General features: G+C 72.3%; 14 protein-coding genes. 6 read left to right on the forward strand and 8 right to left on the reverse strand.

What is annotated here, in order from left to right:
- Positions 1-66 precede the first annotated feature (66 nt).
- Positions 67-1554, forward strand: coding sequence for an MGH1-like glycoside hydrolase domain-containing protein (locus AC067N_RS18920; RefSeq protein WP_478680018.1), 1488 nt, complete (start codon positions 67-69; stop codon positions 1552-1554).
- Positions 1551-3491 (forward strand): amylo-alpha-1,6-glucosidase, encoded by a 1941-nt coding sequence (locus AC067N_RS18925; RefSeq protein ID WP_478680019.1) that lies wholly within the window; start codon positions 1551-1553, stop codon positions 3489-3491. Before AC067N_RS18920 ends, AC067N_RS18925 begins: the two co-directional genes overlap by 4 nt.
- 23 nt (positions 3492-3514) lie before the next feature.
- On the opposite strand, the gene AC067N_RS18930 is transcribed toward AC067N_RS18925, so the two are convergent.
- Both AC067N_RS18930 and dusB read right to left on the reverse strand, forming a co-directional pair.
- Entirely contained in the window at positions 3515-4687 is a 1173-nt protein-coding gene (locus tag AC067N_RS18930) for a polysaccharide pyruvyl transferase family protein (RefSeq protein ID WP_478680020.1), read from the reverse strand.
- Positions 4688-4831: 144 nt separating this feature from the next.
- Positions 4832-6040 (reverse strand): tRNA dihydrouridine synthase DusB, encoded by a 1209-nt coding sequence (gene dusB, locus AC067N_RS18935; RefSeq protein ID WP_478680021.1) that lies wholly within the window; start codon positions 6038-6040, stop codon positions 4832-4834.
- Positions 6041-6166: 126 nt separating this feature from the next.
- Here dusB and AC067N_RS18940 point away from each other — a divergent pair, with 126 nt between their 5' ends.
- Positions 6167-7612 (forward strand): MFS transporter, encoded by a 1446-nt coding sequence (locus tag AC067N_RS18940; RefSeq protein ID WP_478680022.1) that lies wholly within the window; start codon positions 6167-6169, stop codon positions 7610-7612.
- A 12-nt stretch (positions 7613-7624) separates the two neighbouring features.
- Here the strand turns inward: AC067N_RS18940 and AC067N_RS18945 are convergent, their stop codons facing one another.
- On the reverse strand, positions 7625-8629 hold the full coding sequence (locus AC067N_RS18945; RefSeq protein WP_478680023.1) for a helix-turn-helix domain-containing protein: 1005 nt from the start codon (positions 8627-8629) through the stop codon (positions 7625-7627).
- Between the two features lie 239 nt (positions 8630-8868).
- On the opposite strand from AC067N_RS18945, the gene AC067N_RS18950 reads away from it, so the two are divergent.
- On the forward strand, positions 8869-9075 hold the full coding sequence (locus AC067N_RS18950) for a hypothetical protein (protein WP_478680024.1): 207 nt from the start codon (positions 8869-8871) through the stop codon (positions 9073-9075).
- A 55-nt stretch (positions 9076-9130) separates the two neighbouring features.
- Here the strand turns inward: AC067N_RS18950 and AC067N_RS18955 are convergent, their stop codons facing one another.
- Both AC067N_RS18955 and AC067N_RS18960 read right to left on the reverse strand, forming a co-directional pair.
- Positions 9131-9538, reverse strand: a complete 408-nt coding sequence (locus AC067N_RS18955) for an SRPBCC domain-containing protein (RefSeq protein WP_478680025.1) — start codon at positions 9536-9538, stop codon at positions 9131-9133.
- Between the two features lie 5 nt (positions 9539-9543).
- Complete coding sequence (locus AC067N_RS18960) at positions 9544-10221, reverse strand: CGNR zinc finger domain-containing protein (RefSeq protein WP_478680026.1); 678 nt, start codon at positions 10219-10221, stop codon at positions 9544-9546.
- A 21-nt stretch (positions 10222-10242) separates the two neighbouring features.
- Between AC067N_RS18960 and AC067N_RS18965 the strand changes: the two genes are divergently transcribed.
- On the forward strand, positions 10243-10701 hold the full coding sequence (locus AC067N_RS18965; protein ID WP_478680027.1) for a VOC family protein: 459 nt from the start codon (positions 10243-10245) through the stop codon (positions 10699-10701).
- A gap of 463 nt (positions 10702-11164) precedes the next feature.
- Here AC067N_RS18965 and AC067N_RS18970 read toward each other — a convergent pair whose 3' ends face one another.
- Positions 11165-11752 carry a TetR/AcrR family transcriptional regulator gene (locus AC067N_RS18970; RefSeq protein WP_478680028.1) on the reverse strand — a complete coding sequence of 196 codons (588 nt, stop codon included), beginning with the start codon at positions 11750-11752 and terminating at the stop codon, positions 11165-11167.
- A 26-nt stretch (positions 11753-11778) separates the two neighbouring features.
- The gene (locus AC067N_RS18975) at positions 11779-12789 is read right to left on the reverse strand and encodes an aldo/keto reductase (protein ID WP_478680029.1); all 1011 of its coding nucleotides are present in this window, start codon (positions 12787-12789) and stop codon (positions 11779-11781) included.
- Positions 12790-13074: 285 nt separating this feature from the next.
- Here AC067N_RS18975 and AC067N_RS18980 point away from each other — a divergent pair, with 285 nt between their 5' ends.
- Entirely contained in the window at positions 13075-14190 is a 1116-nt protein-coding gene (locus tag AC067N_RS18980; protein ID WP_478680030.1) for an endonuclease/exonuclease/phosphatase family protein, read from the forward strand.
- 140 nt (positions 14191-14330) lie between these two features.
- Here AC067N_RS18980 and AC067N_RS18985 read toward each other — a convergent pair whose 3' ends face one another.
- Positions 14331-15713 (reverse strand): glycine--tRNA ligase, encoded by a 1383-nt coding sequence (locus AC067N_RS18985; protein WP_478680031.1) that lies wholly within the window; start codon positions 15711-15713, stop codon positions 14331-14333.
- Positions 15714-15837: the final 124 nt, after the last annotated feature.

A 15837-nucleotide genomic window follows, 5' to 3' on the forward strand; every position in this document is an offset into this window, starting at 1 on the left:
AAATAGACGTAACCCTACGGTACCTACTGCCGAACCGGTCGGCACCTTGTCCTCGGGGAGCCCTGAGTGGATCGCACAACCCAGCTCACAGCCCGCCGACCAGGCACGGGCGTCCGCCGTGAAGGCGCCGTATACGATCCGGGCGGTCCGCCAGGATCGCTGCACCACGGGGCGGCCGAGGTGCTGGACGGCAACTGGACGGGGACGTCCACGGTGCCGTCCCACCGGCTGTATCCCCACCAGTGGTCGTGGGACTCGGCGTTCATCGCGATCGGACTGCGCCATCTGTCGCCGCTGCGGGCGCAGACCGAGCTGGAGACCCTGCTCGACGCGCAATGGGGGGACGGACGGATCCCGCACATCGTCTTCAACCCCTCGGTACCGCTGGAGGCGTACTTCCCGAGCCCCGACTTCTGGCGCTCCTCGACCGCGGGGCGCGCTGCGGGCGCCCCGCGCACCACCCAGACCTCCGGCATCGTGCAGCCGCCGGTGCACGCGCTGGCCGCGTGGCTGGTGCACCTCTCGGACCCGGGGCTGTCCCGCGCGCGCGGCTTCCTGCCCCGGGTGTACCCGCGGCTCGCGGCCTGGCACCGCTATCTGCTGCACCGCCGGGACCTGGGCGGCGGCGGTCTGGCCTCCGTCGTCCACCCCTGGGAGCAGGGCATGGACAACAGCCCGGCCTGGGACGCGCCCCTGTCCCGGGTGACCCCGGCCCCGGCCCGCTCCTTCCGCCGTGCCGACCTGGACCACGGCGCCGCCGAGGACCGGCCGACGGATCTGGACTACGGGCGGTACGTGCGGCTGGCGGCGGACTACCGGGACGGGGGATACGCCGACGGGCGGACGGAGTTCGCCGTCGAGGACCCCGCCTTCAACGCCCTCCTCATCGCCTCCGAACACGCCCTCGCCCGTATCGCCGCGGAGTTGGGGGCGACGGGCACGGCGCGGAACGCCCGCGCGGAGCGGCTGACGGCGGCCCTGGTGGAGCGGCTGTGGGACCCGGCGGAGGGGATGTTCTTCTGCCGGGACGTCATCGGCGGCGTCCTCGTCCGCGAGCGCGGTGTCTCCGGTCTCCTCCCCCTGCTCCTGCCCGGCCTGCCCCGCGAGATCGTCGCCGCCCTCGTGCGGACGGCGCACGGGCCGCACTTCGGGCTCGGGGACACCACCCGGCTCGTGCCGTCGTACGACCTCCTGGGCGAGGCGTTCGATCCGCACCGGTACTGGCGGGGCCCGGCCTGGTTCAACACCAACTGGATGCTGGAGCGGGGCCTGAGGCTCCACGGGGAGCTGGGGCGGGCGGACGCGCTGCGGACGGCGCTGCTGGAGACCGCGGTCGCCTCCGGTTTCGCCGAGTACGTCGACCCGTACACGGGCGAGCCCTGCGGCGCCCTCGGCTTCAGCTGGACGGCCGCGCTCGCCCTCGACCTGCTCCACCAGGACGACCACGGTCACCGAGGCGACGACGGACGGGACCGCGCCGGCGACCGGTGCCACGACGGCCACGCCGTCGTCCATACGTGCGACATGAGTGACAAGGGAGGGGACCGGCGATGACGGACCGGCATCACCTGCTCGTGCGCGGCGGGACGTTCGCCGCCGTGGGCGACGGCGGCGACATCAGCGGGCGGCGGGGCGGCAGTTCCCCGGACGGGTTGTTCGTACGGGACGCCCGGCATCTGAGCCGGTGGCAGCTCACCGTCGACGGGGCCGTACCCGAGACGCTCACCCCGGTCGGCGACGGCGACACCGCACGGTGTGTGCTCGTCCCCCGGGGCGGGCGGCAGGAACCGCCCGCGTACACGCTCTTCCGGCAACAGGCCGTTTCCGACAGCGCGTTCGTCGAGTCGCTGGGCGTCACCAGCAACCGTCCGGTGCCGACGACGGTGCGGATCGCGCTCACCGTGGACGCGGACTTCACCGACCAGTTCGAGCTGCGTTCCGACTTCCGTACGTACGCCAAGACCGGTGCCGTCAGGACACGTGAAGTCCTCGACGACGGGGTGGAGTTCACCTACCGGCGCGGTGAGTGGCGGTCCCGCACGACGGTCACGGCCGAGCCCGCGCCGGACGCCGTGGAGGAGACGGGGACGGGCGCGCGACGCCTCGTCTGGGCCCTGGAGCTGGACCCGCACGGCTCGGTGGAGCTGACCCTGCGGGTGATGGCCCGGCCGCACGGCGACCGGCGCCCCCTGCGCGTGCCGGCCTCCCCGGCCGCCGTGACGCACCAGGTGCTCGCGTCGGAGGGCGAGTTCATGGAGGGCGTCGCCTTCCCGACCGGCTGGCCCGAGCTGGCCGCGGCCTGTGCGCGCGGCCTCGCCGACCTCGCGGCGCTCCAGATCCCCGCGACCGGACCGGACGGCGAGAACGTGCGGGTGCCGGCCGCCGGGGCGCCCTGGTTCCTCACCCTCCTCGGCCGTGACGCCCTGCTGACCTCGCTGTTCACCCTGCCCTACCGCCCGGAGCCGGCCGCCGCCACGCTTCTCGCGCTCGCCGCCACCCAGGCGGCCGGGATCGGCGTGGAAGCGGTCGCCCAGCCCGGGAAGATCGTCCACGAGGTACGGCACGGTGAGCTGGCCCACTTCGGGCAGGTGCCGTACGGCCGTTACTACGGTTCGGTCGACGCGACCCCGCTGTTCCTCGTCCTGCTCGGCGCGTATGTGGAGCAGACCGGCGACGTCACCCTGGCCCGCCGGCTGGAGCCGCACGCCCGGGCCGCGATCGGCTGGATGCTGGACCACGGCGGCCTCACCTCCCGCGGCTACCTCGTCTACCGCGCGGACCAGGGCGGTCTCGCCAACCAGAACTGGAAGGACTCCCCCGGCTCCATCTGCTTCGCCGACGGCGGCCGCCCGCCCGCCGGGCCGGTGATGGCCGCGGGCGCCCAGGGCTACGCGTACGACGCGCTGCGCCGGACCGCCGCGCTGGCCCGTACGGTCTGGGAGGACGAGGTCTTCGCGGCCCTCCTCGAACAGGCCGCCGGCGATCTCCGCGACCGCTTCCAGCGCGACTTCTGGATGCCGGAGCACGGCTTCCCGGCGCTGGCGCTGGACGGCGAGGGCCGGCAGATCGACGCGCTCGCCTCCGACGCGGGGCATCTGCTCTGGTCGGGGCTGCTGGACAAGGAGTACGGCAAGACGGTCGGCCGGCGGCTGCTCGAACCCGACTTCTTCTCCGGGTGGGGCGTGCGGACCCTGGCCGCGGGGCAGCCCGCGTTCCATCCGCTGTCGTACCACCGGGGCTCGGTCTGGCCGCACGACAACGCGCTGATCACCCTGGGGCTGGCCCGGTACGGCCTGCACGACGAGGCCCGCACGGTCGCGGGCGGCCTGGTGGACGCGGCCACGGCCACGGGGCACCGGCTGCCGGAGGTGCTCGCCGGGTACGGGAGGGACACGCATCCGGAGCCGGTGCCGTACCCGCACGCGTGTGTGGTGGAGTCCCGCTCGGCGGCGGCTCCGCTGGCGCTGTTGACGGCGGTGGGGGGCGCGTAGGGCGCCCCCGGGCACGCCACACCTCAGGGCAGTTCCCCCAGCAGCCTTCCCGCCGTTTCCCTCGCCTCCTCCTCCGTCCCCGCCCATGCCACCCTCGCACCCGGTGCCGTGGGGGGCCGGTGGGCGGTCCAGGTGTCCCAGTAGCTGCGGATCTTGCCGTAGCGGTCGGGGACGAGGACGTGCGGGAGGGCCAGGAGGAGGCCGAGGACATGACCGTGGAGGCGGTCGGTGACGACGACCCGGCCGGACGTCAGCAGGCGGCAGCCGCGGGCGAGCTGGAGGCGGGCGAGCCCGTCGTAGGCGGCGAGGAGACCGGGGACGGCTCCCGCGGGATCACCCGAGGAGGCCCGGCACAGCGCGCGGGCCCGGCCCCGCCACAGGGTCTCCTTCGCCTGCCGCCACTGGGCGTCCGGGGCCTCGCGGGTCCAGTCGAGGACGTACGGGCCACCGCGTCCCGCGGCGGCCGCGCCCCGTCCGGCCGGCGGGCCCTTCGCGGACTCCTTGTCCTCGCGGGCCAGCCAGACCACGTCATGGCCGGGCGCACCGCCGGTCAGCGCGTCCGGGGGCACGGCGAAGGCGAGGTCGGGGACGAGCAGCGCGGGCGCCTCGAAGACGGTGCGGCAGCGGTGCAGGCTGCGCCGGTCGCGCAGCAGCAGGGTGAGGTCGGGGTGGGCGTCGAAGGCACGGCGGGCGCGGGTGAGGCCGGCGGGGTCGGTGAAGTGCGCGGACTGGGGCAGTTGGAGGATCCGCCGGTCGGGGAAGTCGCGCAGCACCCGCTCCCGCAGCAGCTGGCTGTCCTCCCGGAGATCGCCGAGGGCGCCGCCACCGGTCAGCATGATCGGCCCCTCCGGCGCACAGGCCCTGAGGTGCGCGGCGTCGTACGACATCAGGTCGCAGACGTAACGCACCTCGGCGCCGAGCGCGTCGAGGAGGGCCCGCTGGCCGAGCCAGATCGCGCTGTCGCCGACGTCGGAGTCGAGCGGGGCGCCGATGACCGCGCACCGGGTGCCGGCGGGCACGAGCCGGTCCAGGACGGTCAGGAGGTACGAGACATAGGGGGAACAGTGCGGGACGCGGGGCGGCGGGGACGGGGAGGGCGCGGCGGCCGGGGAGGGGTGACCGGCCGTGCCGGCGGTCTTCGCGCGGCCCGCCGAGGGAGCCTCGTCGTCTTCTTCGGGGTCTCGTTCGCTCCGCACACCGAAGCGCGCTACCCGGACATTTCCCCACTCATTCCGAGATGACGGAAACCGGCCGCACAACGGCCGGAACATCGACGAATCCGGGCAACAGGCCCCCGTACCCGCCCGGTTGCGGGCGGGCGGGAGCCGGGTTCGGCTCGGTCAGCCGCCGGACGTGTCGAGTTCGGCGTCCTCGCCGACGCCCGCGCAGTCGTAGGGGTCCTTGAGCCAGCCGTCGGGGAGGACGACGCGGTTGTTGCCCGACGTACGGCCGCGGGGGCCGTCGGCGCCGGCCGGCCAGGGCTGGTCCAGGTCCAACTCGTCGAGGCCCGAACGGAGTTCGGCCAGGGAGGAGGTGACGGCGAGCCGCCTCCGCATCTCGGAGCCGACGGCGAAGCCCTTGAGGTACCAGGCCACGTGCTTGCGGAAGTCGACGACGCCCTTGGTCTCGCCCGCCCCTCGCCCCCCGTCACCCTCAACGGTGGCCCTTCGGGCCTCCCCGCCGTTCTCGATCCACTCGCCGAGGAGGGTGGCGTGCCGGACCATGATGTCGGCCACCTGGCGCAGCGTCGGACGCGCGATGTCCTCCGTACGCCCCTCGAAGGCCGCCACCAGGTCCGCGAACAGCCACGGCCGGCCCAGGCAGCCGCGGCCCACGACCACGCCGTCGCAGCCCGTCTCGCGGACCATGCGCAGCGCGTCCCGGGCCGACCAGATGTCGCCGTTGCCGAGGACGGGGATCTCGGGGACGTGCTCCTTGAGCCGGGCGATGGCGTCCCAGTCCGCCGTGCCGCCGTAGTGCTGGGCGGCGGTGCGGCCGTGCAGGGCGATGGCGGTGACACCCTCCTCGACGGCGATACGGCCGGCGTCGAGGTAGGTGATGTGGTCGTCGTCGATGCCCTTGCGCATCTTCATGGTGACGGGGAGGTCCCCGGCACCGGCGACGGCCTCGCGGAGGATCGCGCGCAGCAGGTTCCGCTTGTACGGGAGGGCCGAGCCGCCGCCCTTGCGGGTGACCTTGGGGACGGGGCAGCCGAAGTTCAGGTCGATGTGGTCGGCGAGGTCCTCCTCCGCGATCATGCGGACGGCCTTGCCGACGGTCGCCGGGTCCACGCCGTACAACTGGATCGAACGCGGCTTCTCGGTCGCGTCGAAGTGGATCAGCTGCATGGTCTTCTCGTTGCGTTCGACCAGCGCCCTCGTCGTGATCATCTCGCTGACGAAGAGCCCCTTGCCGCCGCTGAACTCTCGGCACAGGGTGCGGAAGGGCGCGTTCGTGATCCCGGCCATGGGGGCCAGGACGACGGGCGGGGTGACGGTGTGCGGACCGATCCGCAGGGGCGCGGCGGCCGTGGTCGAGGGCGTGGACATTCCCCCATTGTCCCGCACCCGCGGCCGGGCCCGGAGCGGGGGCCGGTGCGGGGGCCGGTGGCGGCGCCGCACGACACTCCATTCATTAGTTAGGCGCACTATTGACTCGGGCGTACGATGGAGCGCATGCCCGAGCTCGGCCGTCGCCACCGTCTGCTGGTGCTCGCGATCTGCTGCACCAGCCTCCTGATCGTGAGCCTGGACAACACCGTCCTCAACGTCGCCCTGCCCACCCTGCAGCGCGACCTGGACGCGAGTGTCGCCGGTCTCCAGTGGACGATCGACGCGTACACCCTGGTCCTGGCCTCGCTGCTGATGCTGGCGGGCTCGACGGCGGACCGGATCGGACGCAAACGGGTCTTCATGGCGGGACTCGTCGTCTTCACCGTCGGCTCGCTGCTCTGCTCCCTCGCCCCGAACCTCGACGCGCTCGTGGTGTTCCGGATGGTGCAGGCGGTCGGCGGTTCGATGCTCAACCCGGTCGCGATGTCGATCATCACCAACACGTTCACCGACCCGCGCGAGCGGGCCCGGGCGATCGGGGCGTGGGGCGCGGTGGTCGGCATCTCGATGGCGGCGGGACCGATCATCGGCGGTGTCCTGGTGGAATCGGTCGGCTGGCGCTCGATCTTCTGGATAAACCTCCCGGTCGGTGTGGCCGCCCTCGTGCTGACCTGGCGGTTCGTCCCCGAGTCCCGGGCACCCAGGGCACGCCGCCCCGATCCCGTGGGACAGCTCCTGGTCATCGCGCTGCTCGGTTCGCTGACGTACGCGATCATCGAGGCGCCGACCGCGCCCGCGGGGCGGACCCTGGTGTTGGGCGGTGTCGCCCTCGCCGCGTTCCTCGGCCTGCTCCGGTACGAGCCCCGCCGTGACGAGCCCCTCATCGACCTGCGCTTCTTCCGGTCGGCCCCGTTCAGCGGGGCGACCGTGATCGCGGTCAGCGCGTTCGCGGCGCTCGGCGGTTTCCTGTTCCTGTCGACGCTGTACCTGCAGAACGTACGCGGGCTGGACGCCCTGCACGCCGGGCTGTGGATGCTCCCGATGGCCCTGCTGTGCTTCGTGGGCGCGCCGGTGGCCGGGCGGCTGGTCGGCAGCCGGGGTCCCCGGCTGCCGTTGCTCGTCGCGGGGGTGACGATGACCGCGAGCGGGGTGCTCTTCGCCGCGTTCGAGGCCGAGACGGCGAACGTCACCCTGGTCACGGGGTACGTCCTGTTCGGTATCGGTTTCGGCTTCGTCAACGCGCCCATCACCAACACGGCGGTCTCCGGCATGCCCCGTGCCCAGGCCGGTGTCGCCGCCGCCGTCGCCTCCACCAGCCGGCAGATCGGCCAGACCCTGGGCGTCGCCGTGATCGGCGCGGTGCTGGCGGCGGGCGTGGCGTCGTCGTCGTACGCCGAGTCGTTCGTGTCGGCGGCCCGCCCCGCGTGGTGGATCGTCGCCGCGTGCGGTTTCGCCGTACTGGTCCTGGGCGCCCTGACCACCGGCGCCTGGGCCCGCGGGACCGCCGAACGGACGGCGGCCCGGCTGGAGTCGGCGGAGGTACGGGACGCGGCGGGCGTCGGCTCGTAGACGGGGAGACGTCTACGGGGTGTACTGCGAGTCCCGGCCGGCCAGCGCCTCCTGGCGGTACTCCGTGGGCGGGAGACCGTACGCGGTGCGGAAGGCCCGGGTGAAGTCGGAGGCGCGGGGGTAGCCCCAGCGGGCGGCGATGACGTGGACCGGGGTGGTGCGCAGCGAGCGGTCGGCGAGGTCGCGGTGGGCGCCTTCCAGGCGTCGGCCGCGGATCCAGGCGGCGACCGTCTCGCCCCGGGTGTGCTGCTGGAAGACGCGGTGCAGATAGCTGACGGAGATGTGGTGCGCCGCGGCGATCACCCGCGGTGTCAGCTCCGGGTCGTGCAGGTTCTGCCGGATGAACGCGGTGACGCGCCGGGCGAGGGCCTCCTGCCGGGTCTCCGGCGGCAGCGCGGCCTCCGCGTCCAGTGCCTGTCCCAGTACGGCGGACACCAGGTCGAGGACGACCGTCCCCAGGCGGGGCGCGTCGGACGGGCCGAGGGTGTCGGCCTGCCGTTCCAGGCCGATGAGGAAGTCCGTCAGCAGGGCGCCGATGCCCTCCCGGCCCGGTATGCCTCGGCCCAGCAACTCCCCCACGCGGTGCGGCGGGAGCGGCAGCAGCGACTTGGGGAAGTCGACGCCCACACCCCGGACGGGGGCGGGCCGCAGCTCGTCCGTGGGCCGGAGGTCGTACGGCTGAGAACTGTCGGCGAGGTGCAGGTCGAACGCGCCGAAGGTGCCGTGCCGTCCGGCGTGGTCGAGGGTCAGCTCGCCGTCCAGCAACAGCGACAGGTGGTACAGCTCGGGGTCGGACTGCCGCACCATCTTCTGGCTGCGCCGGTAGCGCGTGGGCAGGAACGAGGTGGGCCACACGGTCACCGGGCCCAGCTCCATCAGCCGGAACTCGGCCCAGAAGTCGGTGGTGTGGGCGCTGATGATGTCGCTGGGCGAGCGCATCCGGCCGACCATCTCCCGCCAGTGGTCGAACCTGTCGTCCACCGGCACGTCCTCGCTACGGAACACCGTCCCGATCATCGCGTCCCAATCTCCGCCACCGTGACCCGTCTCGAATCAGCCGTCATCCTCGCACGCGGTGCGGACCCGGCCGTCATGCGGGGACCGTGCGGGCCCGCCGGCGGAGGGGCGCCCTCCGCCGCGTGTGGTGGACAACTCATGGCCGGATGCACCCTGTTGATGTTGGTCTTGCTGCACACTCCTGACGGGCAGCGGTCGGTGAAGAGCCGACGACCCTCGAAGTGTCGGCTGGAGAGGTCATGTCGGAGATCGACTCGAGCAAGGTGAGCCGCTGGGACCAGCACGGACGGCAGCACGTGGTGCGGGTCCAGCGCTCCGGTGTGCAGCGCACGATCAGATGCGACACGTGCGGCTGGCGCAGGGGCGCGCAGTTCCTGCCGTGGCTGAAGGCGCAGGAGCACCTCGCCGAGGCCCACCAGGCGACCGTGGACCCGGCGCACTCCTGAACCCGCCGGGAGGTGAGGCCGGTTCGCCGGGGCGGCCGGTTCGTCGCGGGCGGGCTCAGACCGGTTCGTCGCGGGCGTCGAGGGCCGCGGCGACCCGGTCCATCACCCGCCGCCAGTGCGCCCTTCGCCGCTCACGCTCCTCCGCGCCGGCCATCCGCTCCTGATGGAAGCGGAGGACCGCCCTGCCGCCCGTGGCGGCCGAGACGGTGACCTGGACCGTCGTGTCACCGTATGTGACCCGGATGCGGTCGCCGGGGCGGTATCCGCGCACCTCGCCGCCGACTCCCGCGTCGGTGGTGTACGGGGCGCCGCGCTCGGGGGTGAGCCGCGCCCCGGCCCCGAGCCACAGCTCCAGCCCTTGCGATCCGCTGATGAACTCCCAGACAGTCGAGGGCGGTTGGGAAAGGGTGCGGGAGACGCCGATCTCCCATCCCGCGTCCCCGGTGAGTCCGGTGGCGGCCATGGCGATCACTCCTCGTTCGGGGCGGGCTCCTGGGTGCGGCGCGCGCGGTGGGCGCGCACCTTGCTGCGGTTGCCGCAGTGCTCCATCGAGCACCAGCGTCGGCGGCCGGGCCGCGAGGTGTCGACGTAGATCAGATAGCAGCGCTCCCCGGAACACATCCGTATGCGGTCCGCGTGGGGCCCGGTGAGCAGGTCGACGGCGTCGCGGGCGACGGTGGAGGCGAGCTGGACCCCGCTCGCCGGGTGCGGCGACCAGCGCCGGGTGCCGTCCTCCCCGAGGGCGGGGGCGAGCGACGGGCGGGCGGCCGCGGCGTTGATCACATGCCGGTCGGCCGGGCCGGCCGGTGGGATGTCCAGCCGGGGCAGCCCGTCCGCGTGGAGGCGTGAGACCACCGTGCGCAGCAGGGCGTCGCGCAGCCGCCGGATGTGTGCCACGTCGGCGTCGGTGAGTTCCAGGGCCGAGGGGGTGGGGGTGAGCCTGGACCGTCCGACCCAGGCGGCCAGGTCCTCGGGGGTGTGCAGCACCTCGTAGCGGGTGAGGGCGCCGGGGCCGCCGGTGACGAGGAGTTCCAGGCACAGGGCGCCCGGATCGAACCGGAAGACATGGCCGGAGTACGACCGCAGGGGGATTCCCGGCCCTCCGGGGGCCCCTTCCGGCGTGGCTGCCGTGGACGACGAGGGCATGTAACCAATATAACCGGTTACATGACTGCCGCACTGAGCTGGAAACTGGTCATCGACACAAGGGACGCCCAGCACCTGGCCGACTTCTGGGCCGCCGCGCTGGGCTACGAGGTGGAGGACCCGAGCGCGCTGATCGCCCGTCTCCGCTCCTCGGGCGACCTCCCGGAGGAAGCCGTGGGCGAGCACGGCGGCCACGCCGTCTTCCGCGGTTACGCCGCGGTCCGCCACCCCGAGGACCCGTACGACCCCTTCACCGGCATCGGCAAGGGCCGCCGCCTGCTCTTCCAGGACGTCCCGGAGCCGAAGACGGTGAAGAACCGCCTCCACATCGACGTCCATGCCGAGCCCGGCGGCCTGGACGAGCTGGTGGCCCGCCTGGAGACCCTGGGCGCCACCCGGCTGCACGAGGTGGACAAGGGCCCGGCGGGCCACTGGTGGGTGATGCACGACCCGGAGGGCAACGAGTTCTGCGTCGCCTAAGGGTTGTCCCGTAGTTTCCGGTGGATCAGCGCGCGGCGTCGGATGCGGTGCATCGCAAGGCGGAGGAGCGTCCGCATACTGGATGTATGCGGACATTCCGACAACGCGGCGAGGTGCCGTAGCCGGCGTCGCACGCCCGCCGGGGGTTACGGGACAACCCTTGGGAGAAAGGCGCACGCCCGACGGACGCCGGGCCAGAACGACGGGCGCCGGACGCAGGGCGCCGAGCCCGACGCCAACGCGGACGCCGGACGGCGAACACCGGGACCGGACGTCGAACGCCGGGCACCTGGCACCGGACACCGAGCCGGACGCCGGACGCCGAAGCGGATGCCGAACGCCGGACGGAACGTGGGGCGACGAAGCCGGACGCCGGAGCCCCGACCGTGGCACCAGCAGCCCGCGCGAGGCGCCCGGCGGGAGCCGGCGTCGAACGCCGCACGCGCCGTGGGCGCCGCCCCGTTCAGGCCCGCAGGCCCCGGACCACCAGGTCCACGACGGCCTCGAACTGGGCGTCGATGTCCGGCTGCCCCCAGTCCTGGACGTAGCCGGGGTCGTGGAAGCGGGCGGTGGCGTGGAAGACGGCGCGGGCGGTGACCGCCGGGTCGGCGACGGCGAAGGTGCCGGTGTCCGCCCCCTCCCGGATGATCCGGGTCAGCTGGCCGGTCAGGTCGGTGATGTGGGCGCCCACGGCCTCGACGTTCTCGCCCGTCAGGACCTGGTACGTGGCGAACAGCTCGGGGTCGTCGCCCGCCTTGCGCCGCTTGGCCGTGAAGAGGGCGGCGAGCCAGTCGCGCAGCCGGGCTTCCGCGTCGCGGTCCTCGGTCGCGATGCCGGTCAGGGACGCGGAGGTACGGTCCAGCCACCGCTTGGTGACCGCCTCCCGCAGCGCCGCCTTCGTACGGAAGTGGCGGTAGACGCTGCCATGGCTGACGCCGAGCGCGCGGGCGACGTCGACCACGGTGGCCTTGGCCGGGCCGTGCCGGCGCAGGACCTCCTCGGTCGCTTCGAGGATGCGCTCGGCGGTCAGGGTCTCGGTGGGCGGCGTCATACCGGGAACCGTACCCGGAGCGGGATTCAGCGCTCGCTGTCGAGGTGTGCCATCTGGGCCGCCGGGTAGCGCTCACCCGCCGCCGCGCCGGCCGGGACGGCGTCCTCGATCGCCGCCAGGTCGGCCGCGTCCAGCCGCACCTCCAGCGCGCCCAGCGCCTCGGCCAGCCGGTCGCGGCGGCGGGCGCCCACCAGCGGCACGATGTCCGCGCCGCGCGAGAGGACCCAGGCGATCGCGATCTGCGCGACGGTCACGCCCTTCTGCTCGGCGATCTTCCGCAGCGCCTCGACAAGATCCAGGTTGTGCCGGAGGTTGTCGCCCTGGAAGCGCGGCGAGACGGCCCGGAAGTCGCCCTCCGCCAACTGCCGGTCAGGGGTGAAGCGGCCGGAGATCAGACCGCGGGAGAGCACCCCGTACGCGGTGACGGCGATGCCCAGTTCGCGGGCGGTCGGCAGGATCTCGTCCTCGATGCCGCGCGAGATGAGGGAGTACTCGATCTGGAGGTCGGCGATCGGGGCGGTGGCCGCGGCACGGCGGATGGTCTCCGCGCCGACCTCACTGAGGCCGATGTGCCGGACGTACCCCTTCTCGACCAGCTCCGCGATCGCGCCGACCGTCTCCTCGATCGGGACGTCGGGGTCGACGCGGGCGATCCGGTAGACGTCGATGTGGTCCGTGCCGAGACGCTGGAGCGAGTACGCGGCGAAGTTCCTCACGGCCACGGGCCGGCCGTCGTAGCCGGCCCAGCCGCCGTCCGGGTCGCGCAGCGCCCCGAACTTCACGCTGAGCAGCGCCCGCTCCCGGTGCGCGGCAGGTGCGGCACGCAGGGCCTCGCCGATCAGCAGCTCGTTGTGGCCCATTCCGTAGAAGTCGCCGGTGTCGAGCAGGGTCACCCCGGCTTCGAGAGCCGCGTGGACGGTGGCGATGGACTCGGCCCGGTCGGCCGCGCCGTACAGCGCGGACATGCCCATGCAGCCGAGGCCGAGGGCGGAGACCCGGGGGCCGGTGGTTCCGAGGGTGCGGGTTGGTGTCGTCATGCCATCACCCTGACATGACAGCTGACAGATTTCAATATCTGTCAGCTGTCATTTGTCACCTCCCGCCGGCCGGCGGCGTCAGCCCTGCCGCAGCGCTGTCGCCGGATCGATCACCTGCCTCGACTTCGGAAAGCTCCCCAGCCTTCACGCTTCCGGGAACCCGGCGGAAGTCGCCCTGACGTTCCGTTGGACACGGTTCGTCCGCTCTCGGACAATCGGACAGTGTGAAGGGTCGGCGCGCAGTCACGGCGATCCGTCATCGGCGCGCGACCCCCTGGAGGGCGCATGACCATCCGTATCGCCACCTTCAACGCCGAGAACCTCTTCCGCCGGCCGAAGGTGTTCGGCCTTCAGGACCCCGAGCGGCGCAAGGAGATCCTGGACGACTTCGGCGAACTGGTCGCCCTCCTCGACAGGGACATCTACCAGGAGGCGGACAGGGAGCGGATCGCCGAACTGATCGTGAAGCACGGCGCGCACGATTCGGCGGAGGGCAGCGACCGCCCGTTCCTCGTCAACCAGCCCCGGGGCGGCGCCAAGTTGTTCACGGTCGGCCAGTCGGGCGGCCCGGCCATCCGGATCGTCGCCAAGGGCCGCTCGAAATGGGCCGGTTGGGCCGAGATGGTGCGCGGCGACCTCAGCTGGCAGGCCGTGGAGAACACCGCGCGGGTGATGGCGGAGGTCGACGCGGACATCTTCCTCACCGTCGAGGTGGAGGACCGGATCACCCTGGACCGCTTCAACACCCAGGTCCTGGGCGGGGCGCTGGGCAATCGCCCGTACCCGTACAACCTGCTGGTCGACGGCAACGACAGCCGGGGCATCGACGTGGGCATCCTCAGCCGGTTCCCGATCACGTCCGTGCGGTCGCACATCTTCGACCCGGGCGAGTCCGGGCAGCCGGTGTTCAGCCGGGACTGCCCCGAGTTCGAGATCGAGGTCCCGGGTGAGCCCCTGTGGGTCCTCGGCAACCACTTCAAGAGCAAGGGCTTCGGCCGCGCCTCGGAGAACGACAGGCGCCGCAAGGCCCAGGCCCGGCGCGTCAGGGAGATCTACGAGGCGGCACTGAGGCGTTCGCCCCGCGTCGTCGTCGCGGGCGACCTGAACGACTCGCTCGACAGCGCCCCCGTGAAGCTCCTCCTCGACACGGGCCTGCGCGAGGCGATGACCCATGACGGCTACGACGGGGTCCTGCCCGGTACCCACGGCACCGGCAAGCGGGACGAGCAGAAGCTCGACTACCTGCTGTTCTCCCCCGAGTTGTGGGACACGGTGACCCATGCGGGCGTGGAACGCCGGGGCATCTGGGCCCCCAGGACCTTCCCGTCCTTCACCACGGTCACCTCGAAGATCGACCAGGCGTCGGACCACGCGGCCCTGTTCGCGGACCTGGACCTCTGAGCCGAAGCCTCCGGGACGCCTCGAAAACAGACGGTTCCCCGGCCCACCCCAGGGGCGCGGGGAACTGTGCGGCCGACCACGAGCGAACCCGCGGCCGGCCGGCGACGCAGGCCGGGCAGACGCCGACCGGCGAAAGCGACCTAGCAGCCGATCAGGCGCGCCGCGAGGTACCCCTCGATCTGGTCGAGGGACACCCGCTCCTGCTTCATCGAGTCACGCTCACGCACGGTGACCGCGTTGTCGTCCAGCGTGTCGAAGTCCACGGTCACGCAGTACGGCGTGCCGATCTCGTCCTGACGGCGGTAACGGCGCCCGATCGCACCCGCGTCGTCGAACTCGATGTTCCAGTGCCGGCGCAGCGCCTGCGCGAGCCCCTTGGCCTTCGGGGACAGCTCGGCGTTGCGGGAGAGCGGAAGGACCGCGACCTTCACCGGGGCGATGCGGTGGTCCAGCCGGAGCACCGTCCGCTTCTCCAGCTTGCCCTTGGCATTGGGCGCCTCGTCCTCGGTGTAGGCGTCGAGCAGGAACGCCAGCATCGTGCGGCCGACACCGGCGGCGGGCTCGATGACGTACGGGGTGTACTTCTCGCCGGCCTCCTGGTCGAAGTAGACGAGGTCCTGGCCGGAGGCCTTGGAGTGCGCGGAGAGGTCGTAGTCGGTGCGGTTGGCGACGCCCTCCAGCTCACCCCACTCGTTGCCGCCGAACTGGAAGCGGTACTCGATGTCGGCGGTGCGCTTGGAGTAGTGGGAGAGCTTCTCCTGCGGGTGCTCGTACCAGCGCATGTTCTCCTCGCGCAGGCCCAGGCCGGTGTACCAGTTCCACCGCTCCTGCATCCAGTACTCCTGCCACTTCTCGTCCTCGCCCGGCTTGACGAAGAACTCCATCTCCATCTGCTCGAACTCGCGGGTGCGGAAGATGAAGTTGCCGGGCGTGATCTCGTTGCGGAAGGACTTGCCCATCTGGGCGATGCCGAACGGGGGCTTCTTGCGCGAGGTGGTCTGCACCTGGGCGAAGTTGGTGAAGATGCCCTGGGCGGTCTCGGGGCGCAGGTAGGCGATCGAGCCGGTGTCCTGGGTGGGGCCGAGGTGGGTGGAGAGCAGACCCGAGAACTGCTTGGGCTCGGTGAACTGGCCCTTGGTGCCGCAGTTCGGGCAGTTGATGTCCGCGAGGCCGTTCTCCGGCAGGCGGCCCTTCTTCGCCTCGTACGCCTCCTCCAGGTGGTCCGCGCGGAACCGCTTGTGGCAGGAGGTGCACTCGGTGAGCGGGTCGGAGAAGGTGGCGACGTGGCCGGAGGCGACCCAGACCTCGGAGGCCAGGATGACGGACGAGTCGATACCGACCACGTCCTCGCGCGACGTCACCATGTAGCGCCACCACTGGCGCTTGAGGTTCTCCTTGAGCTCGACACCCAGCGGTCCGTAGTCCCAGGCGGCCTTCTGGCCGCCGTAGATCTCACTGCACGGGAATACGAAGCCACGGCGCTTGCTCAGGCTGACGATGGTGTCGATCTTGTCGGCGGCCACGGTGCTCTCTTCATTACGACGACGGGCGACGAAGCGATGCGCTTCAGAGCGAATGCTTCAGGTTACCGGCGGAGGCTGCCTTCCAATCAAATCGGTTCGGGGTCAGACCGGACATAGGCCTTAC

The sequence above is a fragment of the Streptomyces sp. NPDC042364 genome (assembly GCF_056437585.1).

Bases quoted from the DNA above. Each gene is read 5' to 3' on its own strand.
- AC067N_RS18925 (WP_478680019.1), top strand. From the start codon at position 1,551: ATGACGGACCGGCATCACCTGCTCGTGCGCGGCGGGACGTTCGCCGCC.
- dusB (WP_478680021.1), bottom strand. From the start codon at position 6,040: ATGTCCACGCCCTCGACCACGGCCGCCGCGCCCCTGCGGATCGGTCCG.
- AC067N_RS18940 (WP_478680022.1), top strand. From the start codon at position 6,167: ATGCCCGAGCTCGGCCGTCGCCACCGTCTGCTGGTGCTCGCGATCTGC.
- AC067N_RS18945 (WP_478680023.1), bottom strand. From the start codon at position 8,629: ATGATCGGGACGGTGTTCCGTAGCGAGGACGTGCCGGTGGACGACAGG.
- AC067N_RS18950 (WP_478680024.1), top strand. From the start codon at position 8,869: ATGTCGGAGATCGACTCGAGCAAGGTGAGCCGCTGGGACCAGCACGGA.
- AC067N_RS18955 (WP_478680025.1), bottom strand. From the start codon at position 9,538: ATGGCCGCCACCGGACTCACCGGGGACGCGGGATGGGAGATCGGCGTC.
- AC067N_RS18960 (WP_478680026.1), bottom strand. From the start codon at position 10,221: ATGCCCTCGTCGTCCACGGCAGCCACGCCGGAAGGGGCCCCCGGAGGG.
- AC067N_RS18965 (WP_478680027.1), top strand. From the start codon at position 10,243: ATGACTGCCGCACTGAGCTGGAAACTGGTCATCGACACAAGGGACGCC.
- AC067N_RS18970 (WP_478680028.1), bottom strand. From the start codon at position 11,752: ATGACGCCGCCCACCGAGACCCTGACCGCCGAGCGCATCCTCGAAGCG.
- AC067N_RS18975 (WP_478680029.1), bottom strand. From the start codon at position 12,789: ATGACGACACCAACCCGCACCCTCGGAACCACCGGCCCCCGGGTCTCC.
- AC067N_RS18980 (WP_478680030.1), top strand. From the start codon at position 13,075: ATGACCATCCGTATCGCCACCTTCAACGCCGAGAACCTCTTCCGCCGG.